Source organism: Litorimonas haliclonae (genome assembly GCF_965138505.1).
Lineage (GTDB): Bacteria > Pseudomonadota > Alphaproteobacteria > Caulobacterales > Maricaulaceae > Litorimonas > Litorimonas haliclonae.
In genome coordinates this window covers 450,963-472,865 of sequence record NZ_CBCSCO010000001.1, presented here as the reverse complement: position 1 = coordinate 472,865, position 21,903 = coordinate 450,963, and the positions used below count along the sequence as shown (strand labels likewise).

Annotated in this window: 22 protein-coding genes; 18 read left to right on the top strand and 4 right to left on the bottom strand. The window is 48.9% G+C overall.

What is annotated here, in order from left to right:
* Nucleotide 1 precedes the first annotated feature (1 nt).
* The 3 genes from ACNA05_RS02060 to ACNA05_RS02050 all read left to right on the top strand — a co-directional run bounded on the left by ACNA05_RS02060 (nt 2) and on the right by ACNA05_RS02050 (nt 3,594).
* Nucleotides 2-658: a hypothetical protein gene (locus tag ACNA05_RS02060; protein ID WP_415809712.1), complete on the top strand. Its 657-nt coding sequence runs from the start codon at nt 2-4 to the stop codon at nt 656-658.
* Between the two features lie 101 nt (nt 659-759).
* Nucleotides 760-1,575, top strand: a complete 816-nt coding sequence (locus tag ACNA05_RS02055) for an HNH endonuclease (protein ID WP_415809711.1) — start codon at nt 760-762, stop codon at nt 1,573-1,575.
* A 249-nt stretch (nt 1,576-1,824) separates the two neighbouring features.
* Nucleotides 1,825-3,594 carry a DUF2326 domain-containing protein gene (locus ACNA05_RS02050; protein ID WP_415809710.1) on the top strand — a complete coding sequence of 590 codons (1,770 nt, stop codon included), beginning with the start codon at nt 1,825-1,827 and terminating at the stop codon, nt 3,592-3,594.
* 47 nt (nt 3,595-3,641) lie between these two features.
* Here the strand turns inward: ACNA05_RS02050 and ACNA05_RS02045 are convergent, their stop codons facing one another.
* Both ACNA05_RS02045 and ACNA05_RS02040 read right to left on the bottom strand, forming a co-directional pair.
* Nucleotides 3,642-4,478: an SEC-C domain-containing protein gene (locus tag ACNA05_RS02045; protein ID WP_415809709.1), complete on the bottom strand. Its 837-nt coding sequence runs from the start codon at nt 4,476-4,478 to the stop codon at nt 3,642-3,644.
* Entirely contained in the window at nt 4,471-5,058 is a 588-nt protein-coding gene (locus tag ACNA05_RS02040) for a hypothetical protein (RefSeq protein ID WP_415809708.1), read from the bottom strand. The genes ACNA05_RS02045 and ACNA05_RS02040 overlap by 8 nt, the downstream gene beginning before the upstream one ends.
* Nucleotides 5,059-5,364: 306 nt before the next feature.
* Between ACNA05_RS02040 and ACNA05_RS02035 the strand changes: the two genes are divergently transcribed.
* Complete coding sequence (locus tag ACNA05_RS02035; RefSeq protein WP_415809707.1) at nt 5,365-5,595, top strand: hypothetical protein; 231 nt, start codon at nt 5,365-5,367, stop codon at nt 5,593-5,595.
* An 11-nt stretch (nt 5,596-5,606) separates the two neighbouring features.
* Nucleotides 5,607-7,481 (top strand): hypothetical protein, encoded by a 1,875-nt coding sequence (locus ACNA05_RS02030; protein WP_415809706.1) that lies wholly within the window; start codon nt 5,607-5,609, stop codon nt 7,479-7,481.
* A 52-nt stretch (nt 7,482-7,533) separates the two neighbouring features.
* Here the strand turns inward: ACNA05_RS02030 and ACNA05_RS02025 are convergent, their stop codons facing one another.
* Both ACNA05_RS02025 and ACNA05_RS02020 read right to left on the bottom strand, forming a co-directional pair.
* Complete coding sequence (locus tag ACNA05_RS02025; RefSeq protein WP_415809705.1) at nt 7,534-7,785, bottom strand: hypothetical protein; 252 nt, start codon at nt 7,783-7,785, stop codon at nt 7,534-7,536.
* Entirely contained in the window at nt 7,782-9,044 is a 1,263-nt protein-coding gene (locus ACNA05_RS02020; protein ID WP_415809704.1) for a Y-family DNA polymerase, read from the bottom strand. The genes ACNA05_RS02025 and ACNA05_RS02020 overlap by 4 nt, the downstream gene beginning before the upstream one ends.
* 277 nt (nt 9,045-9,321) lie before the next feature.
* Here ACNA05_RS02020 and ACNA05_RS02015 point away from each other — a divergent pair, with 277 nt between their 5' ends.
* From ACNA05_RS02015 to ACNA05_RS01955, 13 genes are read left to right on the top strand one after another with little or no spacing between them, the layout of a single operon-like run.
* Nucleotides 9,322-11,382, top strand: coding sequence for a conjugal transfer protein TraG (locus tag ACNA05_RS02015; RefSeq protein WP_415809703.1), 2,061 nt, complete (start codon nt 9,322-9,324; stop codon nt 11,380-11,382).
* Between the two features lie 2 nt (nt 11,383-11,384).
* Nucleotides 11,385-11,900: a hypothetical protein gene (locus ACNA05_RS02010; protein WP_415809702.1), complete on the top strand. Its 516-nt coding sequence runs from the start codon at nt 11,385-11,387 to the stop codon at nt 11,898-11,900.
* Nucleotides 11,893-12,903, top strand: coding sequence for a P-type conjugative transfer ATPase TrbB (trbB, locus tag ACNA05_RS02005; RefSeq protein WP_415809701.1), 1,011 nt, complete (start codon nt 11,893-11,895; stop codon nt 12,901-12,903). Before ACNA05_RS02010 ends, trbB begins: the two co-directional genes overlap by 8 nt.
* A complete protein-coding gene (locus ACNA05_RS02000; protein ID WP_415809700.1) occupies nt 12,888-13,229 on the top strand; it encodes a TrbC/VirB2 family type IV secretion system protein in 342 nt (113 codons plus the stop codon). Before trbB ends, ACNA05_RS02000 begins: the two co-directional genes overlap by 16 nt.
* Nucleotides 13,229-13,504, top strand: a complete 276-nt coding sequence (locus ACNA05_RS01995; RefSeq protein ID WP_415809699.1) for a VirB3 family type IV secretion system protein — start codon at nt 13,229-13,231, stop codon at nt 13,502-13,504. Before ACNA05_RS02000 ends, ACNA05_RS01995 begins: the two co-directional genes overlap by 1 nt.
* Complete coding sequence (gene trbE / locus ACNA05_RS01990; protein WP_415809698.1) at nt 13,501-15,960, top strand: conjugal transfer protein TrbE; 2,460 nt, start codon at nt 13,501-13,503, stop codon at nt 15,958-15,960. The genes ACNA05_RS01995 and trbE overlap by 4 nt, the downstream gene beginning before the upstream one ends.
* Entirely contained in the window at nt 15,939-16,673 is a 735-nt protein-coding gene (gene trbJ / locus ACNA05_RS01985) for a P-type conjugative transfer protein TrbJ (protein WP_415809697.1), read from the top strand. Before trbE ends, trbJ begins: the two co-directional genes overlap by 22 nt.
* A complete protein-coding gene (trbL, locus tag ACNA05_RS01980) occupies nt 16,673-18,040 on the top strand; it encodes a P-type conjugative transfer protein TrbL (protein ID WP_415809696.1) in 1,368 nt (455 codons plus the stop codon). Before trbJ ends, trbL begins: the two co-directional genes overlap by 1 nt.
* Before the next feature lie 22 nt (nt 18,041-18,062).
* Nucleotides 18,063-18,764: a conjugal transfer protein TrbF gene (gene trbF, locus ACNA05_RS01975; protein ID WP_415809695.1), complete on the top strand. Its 702-nt coding sequence runs from the start codon at nt 18,063-18,065 to the stop codon at nt 18,762-18,764.
* The gene (trbG, locus tag ACNA05_RS01970; RefSeq protein WP_415809694.1) at nt 18,761-19,813 is read left to right on the top strand and encodes a P-type conjugative transfer protein TrbG; all 1,053 of its coding nucleotides are present in this window, start codon (nt 18,761-18,763) and stop codon (nt 19,811-19,813) included. The genes trbF and trbG overlap by 4 nt, the downstream gene beginning before the upstream one ends.
* Nucleotides 19,810-21,066 (top strand): TraB/TrbI/VirB10 family type IV secretion system protein, encoded by a 1,257-nt coding sequence (locus tag ACNA05_RS01965; RefSeq protein ID WP_415809693.1) that lies wholly within the window; start codon nt 19,810-19,812, stop codon nt 21,064-21,066. The genes trbG and ACNA05_RS01965 overlap by 4 nt, the downstream gene beginning before the upstream one ends.
* Complete coding sequence (locus ACNA05_RS01960; RefSeq protein ID WP_415809692.1) at nt 21,063-21,287, top strand: DUF2274 domain-containing protein; 225 nt, start codon at nt 21,063-21,065, stop codon at nt 21,285-21,287. The genes ACNA05_RS01965 and ACNA05_RS01960 overlap by 4 nt, the downstream gene beginning before the upstream one ends.
* 33 nt (nt 21,288-21,320) lie before the next feature.
* Entirely contained in the window at nt 21,321-21,644 is a 324-nt protein-coding gene (locus tag ACNA05_RS01955; RefSeq protein WP_371397380.1) for a DUF736 domain-containing protein, read from the top strand.
* Nucleotides 21,645-21,903: the final 259 nt, after the last annotated feature.

Genomic DNA, 21,903 nt, shown 5'->3' with positions numbered 1-21,903 from the left:
CATGACTAATTTAACTAAAGCAATTCTGCTCTTATCAGGAGCGGCGTTGCTTTCGGCCTGCGGTAACGACCCAAAGGCGGCGAATAAAGTCAATTTTGAAAAGGCTTTGAATGCTCACTACGCCCAGATAAAACAATGCGTCAAAATTGGAAGTAAGCCGAACGCAGACGGGATTATCCAAGAGTTCCGAACGGACGGTAGTGTTCAGGATAAACAGCTTCTTTTCTACAATGGTCTTGTCAGTTTAGGGCTCTTGGAGGCAGTCACCTATCAAAAGGACACGAAAAACTTTAGTGGGCAAGTTACCGGTAGTGCCGATTGGGTGGGCTATAGATTTTCAAACAAAGGTGAAAGCTTCTTGCGTCCTGTCAGACTAGACAAAGGAGCTTTTAGTACGGGCGCGCGTCAACTTTGCTACGGTACGCCTCAAGTAGTTGAGATAGTCAATTTTACAGAATCAGCCGAAACGATGGGGGCGAAGGTTAGCAATGTTCAATATAGATATAGGCTTGTTGATGTTGCCCCATGGGCGAACGATCCAGCCCTAACCAATCAATTTGAATGGCTGACGGAGAGGATTAATAGTGAAAGCATAAGTAAAGATGATGATTTGGTGCTGACAAATAACGGCTGGGCGCACCATAGCGTTCTGAAATGACGCCTGTACTTCTCGAGTGGGGGCTTAGCGGACCTTGGGTTTCAAAGCCTCAATTACGTCAACCTTGGAAAAATTCTTAGAAACTTTGCAAAATTGGTTAAATGTTGAATAAGGGAATAATGAGCTCTACCACTAAAGCAAAGACTAAAAAGCCAAGTCGGTATTATACACCGACGACCTTAAAAATTCTTTTTGGGCAAAGTGGTAATGAATGTGCGGAACCACAGTGCTCAAACCCCATTATAGCATCAGCAACAAACAAATCTGATGCCGCTAATGTCGCAGATATAGCTCATATTTATGCCCTTAGCGTGGACGGGCCACGCGGAAAGGCAGGTATGACGTCAAAAGAGCTTAATCACCATAGTAATCTCATGCTACTTTGCCCTACCCACCACACAAATGTGGATACACAGTATGAGACATACCCGGCTGATATGTTACTAAAATGGAAGGCGGATCATGTTCGCAAACACGGAGATATTTTGCGCGCAAAAATATCTGATATCGGGTACTCGGAACTAGAAACTGCGGCAAGAGCATTGATGAGTGATAAGCCTGACGGTGACGAGGATGACCATGACCCATCTATGCCCATGGCACCTGCCAACAAAATCAAAAAGAACAATCTAACTCAAGGTAGTTCGAAGCTTCTTAAGATGGGTATTGCAATGTCCCATGAAGTTAAGGCCATGCTCCGCAACGCAGCTCAACTAGATTACACATTTCCAGATCGATTGCGTGATGGATTCCAAGCTAAATATGATGATTTCGTCGCTGAAGGTCTGACGGGTGACGACCTGTTTGATGCTTTGTATGTTTGGTCGGGCAGTACAAACAGCGACCCTAAGCGCGCATTAGCCGGATTATGTCTGCTGTCTCATTTGTTCGTCCTTTGCGAAGTCTTTGAAAGCTAATGAAGTAATTATGAGCGCACTTCCAAACAAATATGTCACCGTCGATTATTCCACTGTTGGACTATCAGCGATATTGCTCGAAGCTCTACAGCCCAACGATACAATATCTTCATTATGGGATCGTTTAAGCGGAGATCAGCGCATCCGAACATTTGAACGGTTTGCTGATGCTGCTACATTAGCATTCTCTGGCGGACTTCTAATCTTAGATGGTGGTGTGCTCCGTCGAACAGTGCCAGATTTGATCTCATGATTCGGCGTGTTTTTTCAGATTTAGAGCACTTTCGCGAAACCTCATTCCAGTCCGGGATGAATGTCGTGATTGCTGACCGAGCCGAAGGGGCATCAGATACTGAGAGCACTAATGGGCTGGGTAAAACTACTCTAATCCGTATCATACAATTTTGTCTTGGGAGCGATTTGAGCAAAGACAAGGTGCTTAACCATCCAGACTTGAAACCGGTTATGTTTGGTATTGATTTCGACTACCAAGGGAAAATAATTTCAGTTAAACGCAATACGGCAAAAGATGGCGAAGAGGTTACTATCTCCAGCAGTTTTGTAGATGACCTAGGTCTGGACATAATTAGCCATGATGAAAAATTCAAAACAATCACCAATGAAGATTGGAAGCGAGTCTTAACTTTGCGATTTTTGGGGCGACTCGACGCTGATAAATCCATCGCGAGTTTAATGTCGCCAAGTTTCAGAGAACTCGCTTATTACTATATGAGGGTTGGAAAAGCGGCCTTTGTTGACCCCAAGGTGGTATTCCAAGGTCAATCTGGTCCATCTAGCCGGTTGAGTGTCTCATATCTTCTTGGGCTCAATTGGAGTGCTCAAAAAAAGCTCGATATCAAACGGCAGAAGAGTGGCGAGGTAGGAAAGGCAATCAAGGTTCTTAAGACGGCCGAGGAAACCGATCATGAATCTTTAGGTGACTTGGAAGCCGAAAGGGTTGTTATGGAAGAAGCGATCCTTAGAAAAAAATCTGAGGTCGAAGAATTTAATGTTCGGAAAGATTATGGTGAAATAGAAGATCGTCTCATCGGTATTGATCGCCAACTTCACAATCTCATCAATGACAATCATTCTGACAACAGACTATTAGAGAACTATCGCATTAGTGCCAAAGAAACACCTGAGGCTGACGCCAGTCGCCCCATTACTATCCTTCGTGATGCAGGTGCTGTCTTTAAAGAAGAAGCCCTAAAGTCAATCGAACAAGTTTCAGTCTTTCATGAGCAAGTGTATAGAAACCGTAAGTCATTTCTTGATGGGGAAATTGCTAGCCTTAAAGCTCAAATCAAAGACAGGTCGGCTGAAATTCAAGATTTAACTGACCAAAAAACGGAGGTGCTCAAAATTTTATCCAGTAGCGGTGCACTCGACTCACTCATTCAGTTGCAGCGATCACTGACAGATATGACAGGTGATTTAGAAGCCTTGAAATCACGTATTGATGAGCGGAAGAAATTTGACCGAAAGAAAGATGCGCTTGCAGTTGAGATTACTGCGGCGCGGACTGTAATTAAAAACGATCTTGAAGACCGACGCGACAGCGTTGATGAAGCCGTTGCCTTATTTGCCAGCTATACTAATCACCTTTACGGAAAACCCGCCAAGCTTGGGGTTGAGGTCAAAACAGCTGGTTATAGTTTTCATATTACGATTGACCGTCACGGTAGCGACGGAGTTGAGCAAATGGTGGTATTCTGTTTCGATCTTATGGTTGCCACCCTACGAGCTCGTCGCTCGTCAACATTTGATACGCTTATTCATGATAGTGCTTTGTTTGCTGATGTGGATCCAAGGCAATATGCTCTAGCGCTTCAGTTAGCTTATCAGGAAGCTAAGTCGGAAGGATTTCAATATATTTGCTGTCTAAATGCAGGTGCATTACCAAGAGAGCAGTTGGGGGACTTGCCCTTGGATGACCTCATCAAGCAAAGACTCACGGATGACAATGACCGTACTCGAATTTTAGGTGTTCGGTTGTCAGCTCAAGAAAAAAGCTAATGTCAGTGTACGTAATGCAGTTGAATTCTAATGACTGCAGGTGTTCGTTAAGTTTTAATTGCCGCTGGAAGTACGATTAAATGTGGCTGCCTCACACCATCATTGTTCTGACAACACTTTCCATACGCGCGGCCAGATTCACATGGGCAAACATCAATTTCTGCTATGTTAGGAAAATCGGAATGAGGTGTAAGTTTAGTGGTTTCTTTAATATCAAATGGAGTGAAAGGCGACGGCAATAAGTTATAAGTGAAATTCACCGCTTTAAAGCGCTTTTCTTGGTCAGAATTACTGAGAGTGTGTGAATAGGGTTCCATAACAGAATACTTTTGCACAGGATCAGTTACAAGAGATAATCCAACAATAGCCACATCTGTTACCAAATCTGAGCACATCTCTCCCATGTATACATGGCCGGTTTTATGCCCGCAATCTGTCCATGGTGAACGTACCGATTTACATATAGTGCATTCCCGTTTTTTGATATGAAATTCAGGACTGGTGAAAACCTTATAAGGATATAGCTTCTGCCAGACATGAACTTGTCGCAGAAACTGTTCTACGCCTTTTTTGATTTGTGGGTAAAAGTCATTTTTCAATAGACTCAAGCAAATATGTTCGATTGTCTCAAAATCATCCCAAGATTGTTTGTATTCACCAGCGCCAATATTCTGCCAACACTTTAGGAATAGGCGTCTGGCCTTGCATAATTTCGTAACGTACCAGGCCGCATTAGCTTCTTTTTCTTTTCTTTCTTCGATGAAATTTAGCCGAAATACCTCAGCTTGGTCCTCGGCAGAGCGCCAATACTCAATGTCTTCATTTATCCAATTAGGGCCAAGGTTTTGTTGAAATAGAAGCCAATCTGTTTGTTGTTCAGTCATCAGTATTTTCGGGTTTCAAATTCGGTGTCGGGATAATACTGTCAATATTTTCATCTTCTTTAACATGTGGAAAGCAGCGATTAATTTGATCCTCGAACGTCGCAATCACGTCTTTTGGCGGGCCTTTGTAATCGATTTTAACGCAATGACCATCTTGACCGTCGATGACTAAAGACATTTCTATGGTGGCAGGCGGTTTCGGACTCGTCACGTAACGGTCAATTTGTGCGCTCAATAGGTTCAGTGCGATTGGTAGGATTACAATGGTGGCAAGAAGTGTTGGAAGTCGGACCTCATTAGAATGTAACGCAAGTTCGGAAAATTCGCCTTCATTTGCGGCAATCGCGATTTTCCCATGGCCCAGACTTTCTTGAATGGCTTTAAAGAAAGCTTCCGTTCCACTCGGAAAGCTATCACCTATTTCATCCCGCTTACGATCCCATGGAATTAGAATAATATCCGCATCCATAATGCGCTGACGTGTAGTTTTGTTGAAAGAGTCCCGCGTTGCCCAATAGTGTAAGTCTTCGGAGGCTTCCGATGTCGTTACGCTGAAGTATATTGTTTCTAGAGCACCCATATTCATTTCCAATAATCTGCTTTGATTTGTGCACTCTAATTGTGTTCGTTTTTGAGTCACGTAAATTCCGGGCGGATAAATGTAGGCTGCTTCTTCGTTATTTTTCCATGGTTTACATCCGACTCTAGTTAGAAACATTCACTTTTAGCGCTAGAGAGTTGGGTGCTTACAATAAAATAACGCTGAAATTACGATAAGAATTGTGACGTATATTGTAAATATGCAAAGAAATTCATTACATAAACTTGACAAAATTCACGTCAGCAACGATATGAATTTCATATTGTGTTAACTTTTGGATTCGTCATGGGAAATAAATCAGAAAAGAGAGAGAAGTTTATCAAGCTGGCTGAAGGACGAACTCAGCTTGCTCTTGATGGAATTCGGAAGATTGGAAACCTGTCCAACAAACGTGCTTATGAATATAGCAAGGATGATATAAGAAAAATTATCAAGGCCTTGAAAGAGGCGACGACTGACCTCGAACGTAAATTTGGCGCGTCATCTGATGACGGTTCAAACAAATTTAAATTATAGGAGTTGTGAAGATGCGCTCAGAACCTTTAAATATTCAGAATGATCGCTTTTTGATAAATAGGCTAATTCAACAAGCTCCGACTCATACACTCATACGTGAGTTTTTCAAAAACGCCGAAGAAAGCGCTTCTTCTGCTGTTCTCGGCGAAAAACTAATTAAAATCTATCCCGTTGAAATTGACGGTGTACGCAAGTTAGCGTTTTGGAACACCGGCCCAGGCATGTCAGATATCGAACTAAAGAGGGCAACGGATTTATCATCCTCGATTGGTAAAGAAATGGGGCTTGATGGAAATTACGGTATTGGAGCGAAAGTTTCTGGCCTAACGATGTCACCGGAAGGCATACGATATCGCTCCTGTCGCGAAGGTACAGTCTCGCAAGTAGAAATTGGATATGATGATGAGTTGGAAACTTATGCTCGATTTGGGTATGATTTAGGAGAAGACCGATCCGAGACAATTTTGGATGTATCGGATATTCTAATAAATGAAGGTGTTGATACATCTTTTGATTGGACCGAGGTCGTTCTTTACGGGGAAGCGCCAGAACATGATACCGTATCTGAGCCTCTTGGCATGGGTAAGAAAGTTGATCGAAACTACATACCGTCTGAAATATTCAGACGATTTTCACGTTTCGAAACCGATGTGGTGGTTAGAGTCGACGTTGCTATGGCCAGTGGTGGCGGTAAGGGTGAAACGGGTCGCTTTCGCCAGTTGAAAACTTTAACAGATGTCCTTCCTAGTCTCTCAAATGATGAATGGGTAAAACACGAAGAATCTGGCGTGAAAATTCATTTCATTCATGACCCTAAAGCGGAAACGTCTGGTCATAGTATGAGTTCTCGGGCTAATCCGCCTGCAGCTTCAACAACATTTTGTGCGTTGGTATACAAAAACGAGCGTTACGACCTTAAAACAAAAAAAGGATGGTCTTCCGCCGCGCCTAACTTTGGCATCGCTTTTGGGTCTAAAGTTCTCACTGTAGAGATTGAAGTGCCAGAGGGTATGGCGCTTCCTAACCAATACAGGAATGGACTAACGTGGACGGATGATCGTTCCGATATGAAAGCTGACGAATTTACGGCCATTGTCAGAGAGACCATGCCTGAATGGGTCAAAGAAGTTATTCGCCAAGAATCTCCCGAGAATAATGACAATTATGATGACTTACAGTCAGCTCTTCAAAAACTGCTTGATGAACATAGAGTGCCGACAAATACCTTGAAAAAGGCAGATATGTCCTCGGCTGAAAGGGCGGTTAATGATGACGAGGGTACGGACACAAATACAAAGTCGAAAATTCGTAACGAGTTAGATAATGAGATCATGCTTTCGGGTGATGACGATACAAATCCAATACCGAATGATAGGTCGAGAGGTCGTAGAGCTCATCCACGCAAGCGTCGCATAGCGCCTCATGGAGCTAAACCATCAAAACAATCTCGCGCATTGGAGCGAGCACCGACAATTGAAGTTATACACGATCCTGATGCAATTGCTGAAAAAGAAATGAAGGGTCGTGCCGGCCGCTTCTATCAAGAAACACAGACCATTTATGTAAATGGGAATTATCCAATTATCGAACGCATGGCCTATGATTTGGATAAAGATTTGCGTCATGCCGAAGATCCGGAGACAGGGCGTCGTATAGCGAAAGAAACAGCAATAAAATCGATGGCGTTTCGCGTCGGAAAAACAGTGTGTTTTGCAATAGCTAAAAGGTTATCGGATGACTGGAATGATGAGGCTCTTGAAAAAGCAACATCTCCTGAGTCACTGTCTATGGCAGCTGATGCTTACAGGGCTGATATATCGGAGGCTAAAAAGTGGGCAAAAGAATTGTTGAAGTTGGAGTCAGTTGAGCAAGTAGCTGCTGCTTGAAATCGCTCGAACTAATCCGGTCATCTAATGTCCGCAATGGGGATAAACATCCCTAAGCAAGCCCGCCTTGAAAGCCTTCTGTTTCATCTTTGTGCGTTTGAGATATGACTATTTTCCCTGAGCACTTCCACTGCTTACAGCGCATACGGGCTTCAAACTCATCGACGTATAGCTGCCGAACATGGCTCTTGTGAAAATAGACCACTGGCTCCTCATACCATGTGTAGCCGCAACTTGCGCAACGGGCTTCTAGCCGGTCACTTGCTTCAAAATCTAATATCTGTAATTTATCTTTCCAGCTCACCAGAAGTCCTCTGCGCGAGGTATGCGGGTGAAGCTAATCTTGCCGCCAAGGTTTCCTCCGGGTGGCAGTTTCCATGGCCCCATTGTTACAAGTGATTTGCCGTAACGCGTGTTTAGACTATCCATTGCATTTGTAACGCATTCCCAGCGCTGGCGCTGTGGGTCATCGTTGATGAGCATATCAAGTTGCCGTGTTGAGGCATTTGTCAAATCTCCCAGCGTGACGCCAACACGCACGATTTTATAATGGCTTGGAATTTTGGCTTTGGCTTTAGCCCATAAGGCATCAAGGGCCGTTAGGCAGGCTTGGTCATCATTGGCCATGTGTAGCTTGTGATGCGAAGACCAGCCTCTCTCTTTGATGGATCGGTTACGCAGGCTCACCCACATATAGAGCGAGCTGGCATAGAAACCTTCGCGGCGCATACGGCGAGCAGCCTTTACTAAAAGCAACCGTGTGCAGTCTCGCGCATCTTTGAAATTACGTAGCTCTGGCGGCAAAACACGGCCATGTCCAAACATGCCGCGTTCGGACTTTTGCGCCATCACGTCATAACCATGTAACGCATACCAAAGCCGTTCACCCGTAACACTGCGCCATAGCTTACGCATTTGTTTGGGTTCGGTCGCGAGCAAGTCTTTCATATTGTAAATGCCCGCATGGTTGAGACGTTGCTCCATGCGTCCGCCAATTCCCGGAATGTCATCGAACGGTAAGTCGAGCATCGGCCCCGGCATCATATGCGGATGCCAAATCGTGGTTCCGTTGGGCTTGTCCATCTTACAAGCAATCTTAGCCAAGTGACGGTTTGCACCAAATCCGATTGAGCATGTTATGAACGGGCCAACGCCTTCCGCGATGACCGCTTTGAGTTTTTTGGATAGGCCTATCGGGTCAGCAATGTCTTTCGGATCAAGTTTACAGCAGAGCTCATCTATCGATTTAACGGCCTCCACAGGGATGACGCTATTGATCTCGGCAAGGAGGGCATTATGGGCGCGCCGATATAAATCAGGACTTTGGCATTGCAAAACTAGTTCAGGACAGACTTTCTTAGCGTCTGATAGTTTCATGACATTTTTAACGCCGCGCGCCTTAGCTTCCTTTGAGCAGGCGATGACAACTGTATGCACAGTGCCGTCAAAGGGAACAATGCCAACTGGTTTGCCGCGCAGGCCCGGTCTGGCTTGCTGTTCAACAGATGCAAAGAAGCCATCAAAGTCGAGGTAAAGTCTTTCTATGGTTTCGGGTTTTCGCATGTTTCGTCCGTGGTAAGCGCGGACGACCGAAAAAGAACGAAAGCGGAACATTAGTCAAGTAAAAACGGATTATATTCCTAATTTCTATGGGGATAACCCAAAACAAACAGAATTTATGGCTCGTTTTAAATAAGTCTCAAAAAACAACCGTTTTCACAGAAAGTCATAGAACTTCATAGAAAGTCATAATTGTTCACGCGAATTCACTATTTAGGAACTAGACCAAAAATCCATTTTTCTGACAGCCTTAGTCCACCGCAATTGAAGGACTTAGGTCATGTCGCCACAAAATATCTTGATCGGACAAATATGCGTCGTTTTTGCGACGATCATTTTATCGACATGGTATGCTACGCAGTGGGTCGCGCTTCAGTTTGACTATGATGCTTATTTGGGAACGGGATTCGCAAAGCTTGGCAATCACAAAATTTACGCGCCGTGGAGCCTCTTCAAATGGTGGTACCAATTTGACGCCTATGCGCCTCATATTTTTTCAAGAGGTGGCCAGATTTCAGCAGGTGGCGGTCTTCTCGGAATTATCTTCGCGGTCATAGGTTCTGTACTCCGCGGCCGCTCTGCAAAAGCCCTAAACACATTCGGCTCATCGCGCTGGGCGACATCAAAGCAAATGAAGCAAGTTGGTCTTCTAGATGACCATGGCGTTTTCCTTGGGCGCACAAAGACTGATTATATTCGCCATCACGGCCCTGAGCATGTCATGGCGATTGCGCCGACGCGGTCTGGCAAAGGCGTGGGCCTTGTTATCCCGACCCTGCTCTCCTGGACTGACAGCGCGGTTATCCATGACATTAAAGGTGAAAATTGGCAGCTCACCTCCGGCTGGAGAGCGACATTCTCCCATTGCCTATTGTTTGACCCAACTAATGCCGCGAGCGCCAAATATAACCCTCTCTTAGAAGTGCGCAAAGGCGTCAATGAAGTCCGGGACGTTCAGAACATTGCCGATATCCTTGTTGACCCTGAAGGGATGCTTGAGCGTCGCAACCATTGGGAAAAGACTGCTCATAGTCTTTTAGTCGGCGCTATCCTTCATATTCTCTACGCAGAGCGCGAAAAGACGCTGGCTCGCGTAGCCTCATTCCTCTCTGACCCAAAACGTAGTTTTGAAAAGACGCTTGGTGTCATGATGAAAACCAATCATCTCGGTGACCGGACAGGGGCACAAGTCCATCCGGTGGTCGCACAAGCAGCGCGTGAACTCCTTAATAAATCTGAAAATGAGCGCTCAGGTGTATTATCAACGGCTATGAGCTTTCTCGGATTATACCGAGATCCCACGGTCGCTGAGGTGACATCAAAATGTGATTGGCGCATTGCCGATTTGATAAGCGCAGATAAGCCCGTCTCTCTTTATCTGGTCATTCCGCCGTCAGACATTTCGCGCACGAAGCCGCTGGTTCGCCTTATCCTAAATCAGATTGGCCGCCGCTTGACAGAAGAGCTTGTTGTTTCAGGCGAGAGTAAACCGACACGTCAATTGTTACTTATGCTGGACGAGTTTCCGGCTTTAGGACGCTTAGATTTCTTTGAAAGCTCACTCGCTTTCATGGCAGGCTATGGTTTGCGCGCCTTCCTGATTTCCCAATCCCTTAACCAGATTGAGAAAGCCTACGGTCCGAACAATTCAATCCTCGATAACTGCCATGTGAGAGTGGCCTTTGCGACCAATGATGAGCGCACGGCCAAACGCCTATCGGACGCGATTGGCAGCACAACGGAAATGCGGGCCATGCGGAACTATGCGGGTCATCGTCTCGCGCCTTGGCTCTCCCACGTTATGGTCTCTCGCCAAGAAACAGCGCGCCAACTCATTACGCCCGGCGAGATCATGCAGCTGCCATCCAATCAGGAACTTATTCTTCTTTCAGGTTTCTCGCCGATCAAAGCCGATAAAGTTCGCTACTATGCGGATAAGAATTTCACGGGCCGTGTCTCCAGCCCTCCCCAAATATCCCCCGACGGATACGGCGGACTTTCCCCGACTACGCCTTGCGTCTGGGGTGTTGAGACACGGCCTGTGGATGACCGTCTCTACACAGAAATTGAAAAGTCAGAGCAGAACAAAATCGCATCAGCGTTAAACTCGAAGACTGACGCTGACTACGATGAGGACGAGGGCGGCAAAGAACGCAGCCCCGAGCTTAGCGCTCCTGAGCCTTCCACATCTCAAGCCAAGACCAAAGAGAAGACTCTCGATGTTGCAGAGGGCGATGAACTCACACCCGCAATTAAACTTGGTGAATTTGTCAGAGACACAGCCACGCTTGCCCGCGCACATGACCTGACCCGCAGCACAGACATAGATTTGGGAATGTAACCATGAGCAATGATCTCACAGCTCGCGTTCGTGCACGTATCACACCGGAAAATGCCGCGCTTTTGGACGTTCGGGCCCGCGCAATGGGGAAAACAAAATCGCGCGTCATAAATGATGCTCTGTCAGCTTGTTTCACATTTGAGCATGACGATGCGCGAGACGCCCGTATCCTCGAAAAACTGGATATGATGATCCGCCATAATCATCGCCATTCGCGTGATCTCAATCTGCATTCCGAGACCTTTGCGCTCTTCCTGCACTTTTACTTTACAATGGCCCCGCAAATCTCGGCGGCGGATACTGACGCCCGTGCCGCGCGTGGCGTTGGTCTAATGAACCAATTTATCGATCAACTTGGCGTTAAAATGCGCGCGGGCGGCAAGACGTTCAAACAAGCTCTGTCTGATGTCCTTGTCTCCGACCAAGACTTCTTTCGCCTTGATGAAATCCAGCTTCTCGAAAAATTACAAAAGAAGAAAGCGGCTAGGCCCAAGACGAAGGAGACTGCAAATGTCTAGCTTTCAAACAACCGCCACCTCAGATCGCACACTTGCTATGCTGCGCACGGCGCTGGGCCCGGTTATTACGAGCGCGCTTGATGACCCCAAAGTTGTCGAAATCATGCTCAACCCTGATGGGCGTTTATGGCTTGATAAATTAGGTATCGGCCGTTTTGATACGGACAGTGTGTTGACGCCTGATGAGGGCGAGCGCGTGGTGCGCCTTGTGGCCAGTCACATCAATCAAGACGTGACAACGAAAGCGCCTATTATCAGCGCGGAGCTTCCAGGTAATGGAGAACGCTTTGAAGGTGTTTTGCCGCCTGTCGTTTCAGCGCCATGTTTCTCTATTCGCAAGGGCGCAGTCGCAGTTTTCACCCTGGATGATTACGTGCAGGCGGGCAGTCTTACATATGACCAATCAGAAGCCTTGAAATACGCGGTCACGTCTCGCCAAAACATTTTAATCGTTGGCGGCACATCAAGCGGTAAAACCACGCTCGCCAATGCCTTACTGTCTGAAATATCCGACACGGGGGACCGCGTTCTTATCCTTGAAGATACGCGCGAGCTTCAATGTAAGGCCAAGGACACGGTAGCCCTTCGTACGCACGGCTTGAATGTCACCCTCGCAGACTTGGTGCGCTCGACTCTGCGCCTTCGGCCTGACCGGATCATCGTCGGCGAAGTGCGCGGGCCTGAAGCGCTTGACATGCTTAAGGCTTGGACGACGGGGCATCCCGGCGGTATCGCGACCGTCCATGCAAATTCAGCGAAAGCGGCGCTGGGCCGCATTGAACAACTGATTTTAGAGGGCGTGGCGATTGTTCCGCGGGCTCTGATTGCGGAGGCCATCGACGTGATTGTCTTCATTTCCGGGCGAGGCTCAAAACGCCGTGTGCAAACCATCGCGCGCCTCATTGATCTGACGGACAAGGGCTATCAGCTCGAACCGCTCACAGCCTCGTCTTCCATCCCTAAACTGACTTTTGAAGGAGGTAACTCATGTACGGACCCCTAACACACGGAACCATAAACCAACGGCTTTTCTACGGCGCAGCTATTGTTGTTCTGATTATGATATTGATGCCGCAAACGGCCTACGCAGCAGGATCAGCCATGCCGTGGGAAGGCCCGCTCACGAGCATCTTGCAATCCATTGAGGGCCCTGTAGCGAAAATTTTCGGCACAATTGCAATTATCATGACGGGCATTGGCCTTGCCTTTGGTGATGCAGGCGGCGGTATGCGCAATCTTATCAAGATTGTCTTTGGTCTGTCGATTGCCTTTACCGCGACAAGCTTCTTTCCGTCATTCTTCAGCTTTACGGGCGGGGCTGTCATTTAATGACGGACACGGCCGCATATCAGCTTCCCGAAGGTTTCACCATTCCGGTGCGCCGTTCTTTGACCGAACCCATCCTTTTAGGCGGTGTTCCGAGAACGGCGGCCATCCTGAATGGCACGCTTGCAGCCGCCTTAGGGCTGGGTCTCCAGCTCTGGCTACTCGGCATCATCTACTATGTCTGCGCCCATACCCTTTGCGTCTTTTTCGCCTCGCGTGACCCTCAGTTCATGGAAGTTCTGGTCCGTCACATCAAACATAAGGGGTATTTGGCATGATGAATCTAAGTGAATATCAAAAACGGCCAGATTGCTTATCAGACTATCTGCCTTGGACAGCGCTCATTGCGCCCGGCACGGTGCTCAATAAGGACGGGAGCTTTCAGCGCACAGCGGAGTTTCGCGGCCCTGACCTTGAAAGCTCGACAGAAGAAGAATTAGTGGCGACCTGCGCACGCCTTAATAATGCGCTTCGCCGTTTCGGGTCTGGCTGGGCGCTTTATTTTGAAGCGGCGCGTATTCCGGCCCGTGAGTATCCACTGTCTGACTTTACTGACCCCGCAGCTTGGATAGTCGAACAGGAACGTAGAGGTGAGTTTGAAGAAGAGGCGGGTCAGCGAGACCTGTTTGAGAGCGTCTATTACTTGACCTTTCAGTTTATTCCGCCTGCGGACAGATCCAGTAAGGCTGAAAGCTGGATTATAGAAACACCAACTGACGATAAAGGCGTATCGGTTCAAGACCATCTTCAAAGTTTCATGTCGGAATGCGATAGATGTTTGGATCTCCTGCAAAGCCAATTCCCGATGGCGGAGTGGCTGGATGATGATGCTGCCCTGACATATTTGCACTCAACGGTATCCCCCAAACGTCACCCTATCAAAACGCCCGAAACACCTGCCTATATTGATAGCTTCATTGGTGGTGCTGATTTGGTGGGCGGGCTTGTCCCGCGCCTTGGCGAACATTCCATTCATACGGTAACAATCCTCGGGTTTCCGAGCGAGACGACGCCGGGCATATTGGACGAGCTAAACACACTGGGTTTTTCATATCGGTGGATGACGCGCTTCTTGCCGCTCTCCAAGGCAGAAGCCTCTAAGGTCATCACTAAGACGCGGCGGCAATGGTTTGCCAAACGTAAGTCAGTGGTCGCGCTGCTCAAAGAAGCGCTGATGAATGAGACGACGCCGCTCGTGGATAGCGATGCCGACAATAAAGCGATTGATGCAGATGCCGCCTTGCAAGACCTCGGCGGGGACTATGTGTCCTACGGTTATATGACAACGGCCATATGCGTGATGGATGAGGACGCGACAGTAGCTGAAGCGCGCATCAGAGCGGTTGAGCGCATTATCAATGGACGCGGCTTTGTCACCATACATGAGAAGGTCAATGCCGTTGACGCTTGGCTTGGGACTCATCCCGGCAATCCATATGCAAATGTGCGCGTTCCGTTGGTGTCCACATTAAACCTCGCGCATATGATGCCGCTCTCGGCGGTTTGGGCGGGGCCGGAAGGTAACGCGCACCTGGGCGGGGCGCCGCTATTATATGCGACAACAGAAGATCATACGCCGTTTCGATTGGTTACCCATCAAGGCGATGTAGGCCACACGCTGGTTGTCGGCCCAACAGGCGCAGGTAAATCCGTGCTGCTCAATCTGTTGTCCATGCAGTTCAAGCGCTATTCTAATGCGCAAGTTTTTACCTTCGATAAAGGCGCCTCATCACGCGCGATGATTGAGGCTTTGGGAGGTGACTTCTACGCGCTGGGTGAGACAGACTCAGCTTTGGTATTCCAGCCCTTACGCAGAATTGATGAGCCGAATGAAATGGCATGGGCCTCAGAATGGATTTCAGGATTGCTAGTGTCTAAGGGCGTAAATGTCACGGCGGAAGTTGAAAGCACTGTCTGGTCTGCTTTGCAAAGCCTTGCCAGTGCGCCCGAGGATCAACGCACGCTCACAGGCCTGTCAGCTCTAATCCAGGATAGCGATTTACGTTTGGCCTTAAAGCCTTTCACCCTTGAAGGCGCTTACGGCCATATTCTTGACGGCAATGAAGATACGCTGCGTGATAACGCCGTGCAGGCGTTTGAGATGGAAGAATTAATGTACTCAAAAGCGCTTGTTGCGCCTGTGCTGACTTATCTGTTTCATAAGCTTGAAGCGCGTTTTGATGGTAAGCCCACATTCCTGATACTGGATGAAGCCTGGGTCTTTCTTGATGACCCCATGTTTGCAGACCGCATACGAGAATGGCTTAAAGTTCTTCGCAAGAAAAATGTCTCTGTTATCTTCGCAACGCAGTCATTATCGGATATCGCAAATAGCCCAATCGCGCCTGCGATTATTGAAAGCTGCCTGTCTCGGATTTTTCTTCCCAATAACCGCGCAATGGAGCCACAGCAAAAAGAAGCTTACGACCGCTTCGGCCTAAACAAGCGGCAAGTTCAAATCATAGCGTCCGCCACGCCCAAGCGGGATTACTATTTTCAAAGTCACGGCGGCAATCGCCTGTTTGATTTGCAGCTCGGGACCGTTGCACTCGCCTTTTGCGCGGCGGGTTCAGAGAAAGACCAAACCCAAATTGACCGTGTTCTCGAACTTGGCGGACACGACGATTTCGCGGCCCACTGGCTGCATTTCAAAGGACTGGAGTGGGCCGCTGATTTGATGAGCGAACAATTTCATGAAGAGGAGTATGTCCCATGGCTAGACGTCGCGGAATAATCACACTGGCTTTAATTGCGGCAATGGGTTTTTCCCATGCGCCTGCAAGTCATGCCCAATTCTTCGGTGGTATCGTTTATGATCCATCAAATTACACTCAAAATTTTCAAACTGCTGTACACAATTACAATCAACTTATTCGTCAAGCGCAGCAGCTTCGCAATGAAGCGAATATGCTCATCAATCAGGCCAAACATTTATCCAGACTGGATATTAATTCCGCCACTGATTTGAACCGCATCTTGAATGAAATTGCTTACCTGAACAGGCAAGCGGAGAATGTCGCCTATGATGTAACCCGGACACGCGAGCTCATCTGGCAGAACTTTCCTGAGAGTTATGATGGCCTGTCGCAAGATGAGCTTATGGTTCAGGCGGAAGCGCAATTTCAGATGTCAGAGAGCGCTCAAAATGAAGCCATGCTCATGCAGTCAAAAATGGTGGAAAGCCTTCAGCAAGATCAGGCCTTGCTCGGCCAGCTTATGAATAGCAGTCACGGCGCAGTTGGCGAGTTGCAAGCTACCCAATCGACTAATCAGCTCATGGGCTTGCTTGTTAAGCAGTCCATGCAAGCGCAGCAGATGAAAATTACGCAAGCCCGCGCAAGTAGTCTGGAAGCGACCCGCCAGTTAGCGCTCGAAAAAGAGGCCCGTGCCCGCAGACGGCTTTTCATGGGCAATGCAAGTGACGCCTATAGCGGAGGCACACAGTAATGGCTGATCCAACAAGTCTCGGCGTGATTGACGAATTTGTCGTCACCTTCACAAGCTATATTGATAGCGGCTTTGGGCTCCTCGGCGGTGAGGTTCAATATCTCACGGCTATATTGATAGGAATTGATATTACCTTGGCAGGCCTCTACTGGGCTATGGGGTCTGATAATTCAATCATTGGGAAGTTTCTCAAAAAAGTCATGTATGTCGGCGTCTTTGCGCTGATCATCACAAATTTCTCCGGCCTTGCGAATATCGTTTTCAACAGCTTTGGCGGACTTGGTTTAAAAGCGACAGCTACGACAATGACGGCTGACGATTTGCTGCGGCCTGGCTTTATAGCCAATACGGGTTTTCAAGCTGCTCACCCGATTTTGACGCAAATCGGCGAACTTACAGGGCCTGTGAAGTTCTTTCACAACATCGTCTTGATTGTCGTGCTGTTTTTAGCGTGGATCATTACCATGTTCGCGTTCTTCTTTATCGCGATACAGCTCTTTGTGACCATTCTTGAGTTCAAGTTGACAACGCTTGCAGGATTCATTCTGATACCGTTTGCGCTTTGGAATAAGACATCTTTTTTGGCGGAAAAAGTTCTTGGGAATGTCGTAGCGAGCGGCATTAAACTCATGGTGCTTGCGATTATCATAGGCATCGGCTCGACAATCTTTGGCGACATCACGTCAGCTTTTGCGCCGCCTGCGAGCGACCCTGATATGATTGTGCCTATTACGCTAAAAGACGCGGCCTCCATCATGCTGGGTTCAATGGCTCTATTGGCTCTTGGTATTTTCGGGCCGGGCATTGCAACTGGGCTGGTCTCGGGCGCGCCGCAATTAGGTGCAGGCGCGGCCGTGGGAACGATGGCCGCCCTTGGCGCGGGCGCATTGGCCGGCGGAGCCGTAGCTGGTGCAGGTATTAAAGGTCTCGGCAAAGGCGCAGCCGCATCTGTGAAAGCGGGCGCATCTATGGCGGGCGGTACGCGGCTTGCCTTTACGATGGGCAGTATCTCGCAAGGCGGCGGCATTAAAGGCGCGGCTGCGGGCGTTGGCGCTGTGGCCCAGGCCGGCGTTATGTCCGTTGCCAAAGCCGGAGGGCGTAAAGTGCTGGCGGCAGGCGGTGCAGTTTCTACGGCGCACGGCAATGGGATGCGCGGCGGGATGGCCGCATTATCCAAAGGCATGAAAGCGCCGCGCAAAGATGGCGGCGGAGCCGCATCCGGCGAAACGGGCAAAGGGCCCAATTGGGCCAAAAAAGTTCATCGCCAACAACAAACGCGCCACGCCACGCGCACGGCTACCAATGCGCTTCGCGGCGGAGATGGCGGCGGCAGTGGAAGCGGTCCATCCCTGAACCTCGACGCATAGATCCGAATAGGAGGACAAGACGATGAAATGGAAACGTAGCCAATCGAGATTTGGAAAAACACCGATCCCCGAAACGCCTTATCAACGTGCGGGACAAAAGGAAGATCGACGATTAGGCCGCGCCAATGCGCGTAGCAATAGATGGTGCCTCGCTTTTTGCGGCGCAATGGGATTAGCGGCGCTGTCCACGAGCGGCCTGATATATCAAAGCGCGCAAGCCAGTATTGTGCCTTGGGTTGTGGAGGTTGATGAGACGGGCGCGGTGAAAACGTCTGGCCCTGCGCAAACAAATTTCAAACCTTCGGATGCCCAGATTGCGCATCAACTGGCACGTTTCATAACCAATGTCCGGTCCGTCTCAATTGATCCCGTTGTTCTGCGCGATAATTGGCTGAACGCCTATAATTACGCCACGGATCAAGCCGCACTTACGCTGAATAGCTATGCCAATGAGAATGACCCTTTCGCGGACATTGGGCAGCGCAGCGTCACAGTGGATGTAACAAGCATCGTGCGTTCCTCAGAGGACAGTTTTGAAGTGCGCTGGCGTGAAAAGTCTTTCCGTAATGGCGCGCAGCTCAGTGTCCAAACTTATACGGCGAGTCTTTCAATTATTACGAAAGCTCCAACGGACGCAGAGACGCTGCACCGCAATCCGCTCGGTCTCTATGTCCACGGACTTCACTGGTCAAAAGACCTCAACGCAACAGGAGGCTCCCAATGAGACAGCCATCAAACATACCGCGCCAAATGATGACCGCATCAATTTTGGTTGGCGCTATCAGCCTATCAGGCTGCGCAAGTCTTAAAGGGGCTTGGGGCGACCTCAAATCAGGTAGCGTGACCACGCCGGATGAGATGTCCAAGGCGCTTTATCTACCTGAACCAACGGAAACATATGACGTTTTGGCTGAGACTGAAGGTTACACAGACCTTGCAATGTCGACCTTGATTATGGACGGCCAATTGAAACCGATGCCGCTTGATGTGGAGCTCTTTGATAGCGGGCCATCACTGTCAGGGTTTCAGGCCGTTAGCTATGCCAATGACGCGGCCATAGTGAAGCCAACAACTGACAATTACCTTAATGCCATACAGCTTTACCCTTACACACCGGGATCGCTTTATCAGGTCTATACATCGCCGACACAGATTACAGACATCGCTTTGGAAAAGGGCGAAGGGCTTATCACTGTCTCCGCAGGCGACACCGAACGCTGGACTGTTGGCGATACGGTTTCAGGCTCAGGCGTGAATGAGCAGGTTCATATTTTGGTCAAGCCCATGGCGGCCAATCTCTCGACCAATGCCATTATCACATCGACGCGGCGCACCTATTATCTGGATCTGAAGTCATTTACCGACACCTATATGGCAGCGGTTTCTTGGCGTTATCCGCATGACGCTATCAGAAACATTCGCACAAGCACGCCTGAAACCACCCGCGTTACCAGGGCGAGTAATGAGAGGGTGGATGCCAAGCTAAGCCCCGATGAGCTGCGCTTTGATTATGTCATCAAGGGTGACAACCCTCATTGGCGGCCAACACGCGTCTTTGATGATGGCTCAAAGGTCTTCATTGAGTTTCCGGTAGGGTTGGCCGTATCCGAAGCGCCGCCCTTATTCGTCACGGACGGTAAAGGCAGCATAAGCAAGCTCGTCAATTATCGCGTCAGAGACGGTTATTACGTTGTTGACCGCTTATTCGACGCCGCTGAATTGCGCCTCGGCGAAAAGAAGCAAACCGTCGTTCGTATTGAGCGCGCATCATGAGTGATACGCCTCCAAACTTAACCATTCGGGCACGGCCTCGCGCTGTGCGCCGCTTTAGCCGCAAGGCGCTATTGGGCGGAGCAGCAGTCTTAGGCGCCGTGATGTTCGGAGCTTTAGCAATGGCGCTTCAATCGCCAGTGCATGATGAGAAAGCGGAAGAGCTCTACAACGTCACACATAAGCCCATGGCCGCGGGACTCGAATTGCTTCCAAAGACTTATGAAGAGATGAAGCCCACATTAGGGCCGCCTTTGCCGGGTGATCTTGGTGAGGCTTATCTATCGAAAAGCCAAGCTATTCCGAAACCTCCCATAGCCGAGGCGGCATTAAAGCCGCGCCCCCAAAAGCGCGCGTCATATAGCGCGCCGCCGCAGTCATCATATCAGCCTGCCGCGCCTGTCTATAATCGTCCCGTACAACCGCCGAAGACCCAGAGCTTATTCTTTAACGTGGGACGTAAAGCTCAAGGCGATCAGGTTCAGCAATATGCAGGCGCAGGCCCCGTCGATCAACTGAGCCAAAGTCTTGGGTTTCCCGTTCCGCAAATGCCTGATTATCCTGCGCCGCCATCAGGTTTTAATTTGAGCGGTAGCCAGAGTGACCCAAACGGTCAAATTGACAAGCAGGCTTTCTTAGACCGTGATGCAGACGACATCTACAACTCCCACGGCCTCGTATCGCCGCGCTCACCCTATCAGGTCATGGCGGGTAACATCATTCCGGCATCACTGGTCACAGGACTAAATTCAGACTTGCCGGGCCAAGTCATAGGCCAAGTGACTGAGAACGTCTATGATACGGTGACAGGGCAGCATCTGCTTATCCCGCAGGGCTCACGGCTGATGGGGCGCTATGATAGTGTCATCGCCTTTGGACAGAGCCGTGCGCTTGTCGTTTGGACGCGGCTTATCTTGCCGAACGGCGATAGCATTCAGCTGGATAATCTGCCGGGCTCAGACAGCCAGGGTTTTGCGGGCCTGAAAGACAAGGTCGATAAGCACACATGGCAGTTTATCAAAGGGGCGGCTTTGTCCTCTTTGCTATCTATTGGGTCAGAGCTTGCCAGTGATGATGGCGACCGCCTAACGCGCGCCTTGCAAAACGCAGGGCAAGATACAGCCAATATCGCGGGGCAGCGGATCATTGACCGTAACCTCAATGTTCAACCGACCCTGCGTGTGCGGCAAGGGTGGCGATTTAACGTCATTGTCTCGCGTGACCTTATCCTCAAACCTTACGGAGCAAGACCATGAGCCAACCACAGATCAAATTACAAAAACTTCCCGATACCAAGCCAACCAAGCACACAATCTCTGTGATGCCGGACTTGGAAGCTGATTTGGAAGCCTATGCCAAAGTCTATGAAAAGGCTTATGGCGAAAAGGCCGATATTTCAGCGCTCATCCCGTCAATGCTCGCAAGCTTTCTTGCCGGTGATGCGGGCTTCAAAAAGGCCAAGCGAGAGCTGGCCTAAATTCCACCACGTCAAGCACAGGAGAAAAACGCTATGGCTACTATTGGAACATTCAAACCGACGGCGACGGGCTTTGAGGGCACGATCGCAACACTTATGACAAACAAGAAGGTTCGCTTTGTGGCGAATGAAAAGAAGAAGACGGAAAACAGTCCAGACTACTTTGTGAAATCCGGCCGCTGTGATCTCGGCGTTGCATGGAACGATGTCACAGAACCGCAGGATGACGCTGAGCCGCTGGAATATATCAGCGTGAAGCTCGATGGGCCCGAAATGACAAAGCCGATCAACGCGGCGCTGTTCCACCGAGAAGACGGCGCAGACCTCGTTTGGTCTCGCCCGAAATCCAGTTCATAATTTAAGCTAGGAAGCAGGTGCGCATCCCCAGAGTGCGCACCGGTTCTTCAATGTCTAACTTGCCAACCAAAGAACGAGAATTAGAAGACTGCCTAGCAGTCGTTGCCTGCGTCATTAACCACCACGGCGAAGACTACTGGCCTGTCTATAAACTGTTTGAAGAAGAGCTTGAAAGACTTAGATCACGCCGAAAAAGACTGAATAAAACGCTCAGCCACATTCCATCATTTCAAAAGTCTCGCACCCTTAATGATGTGCA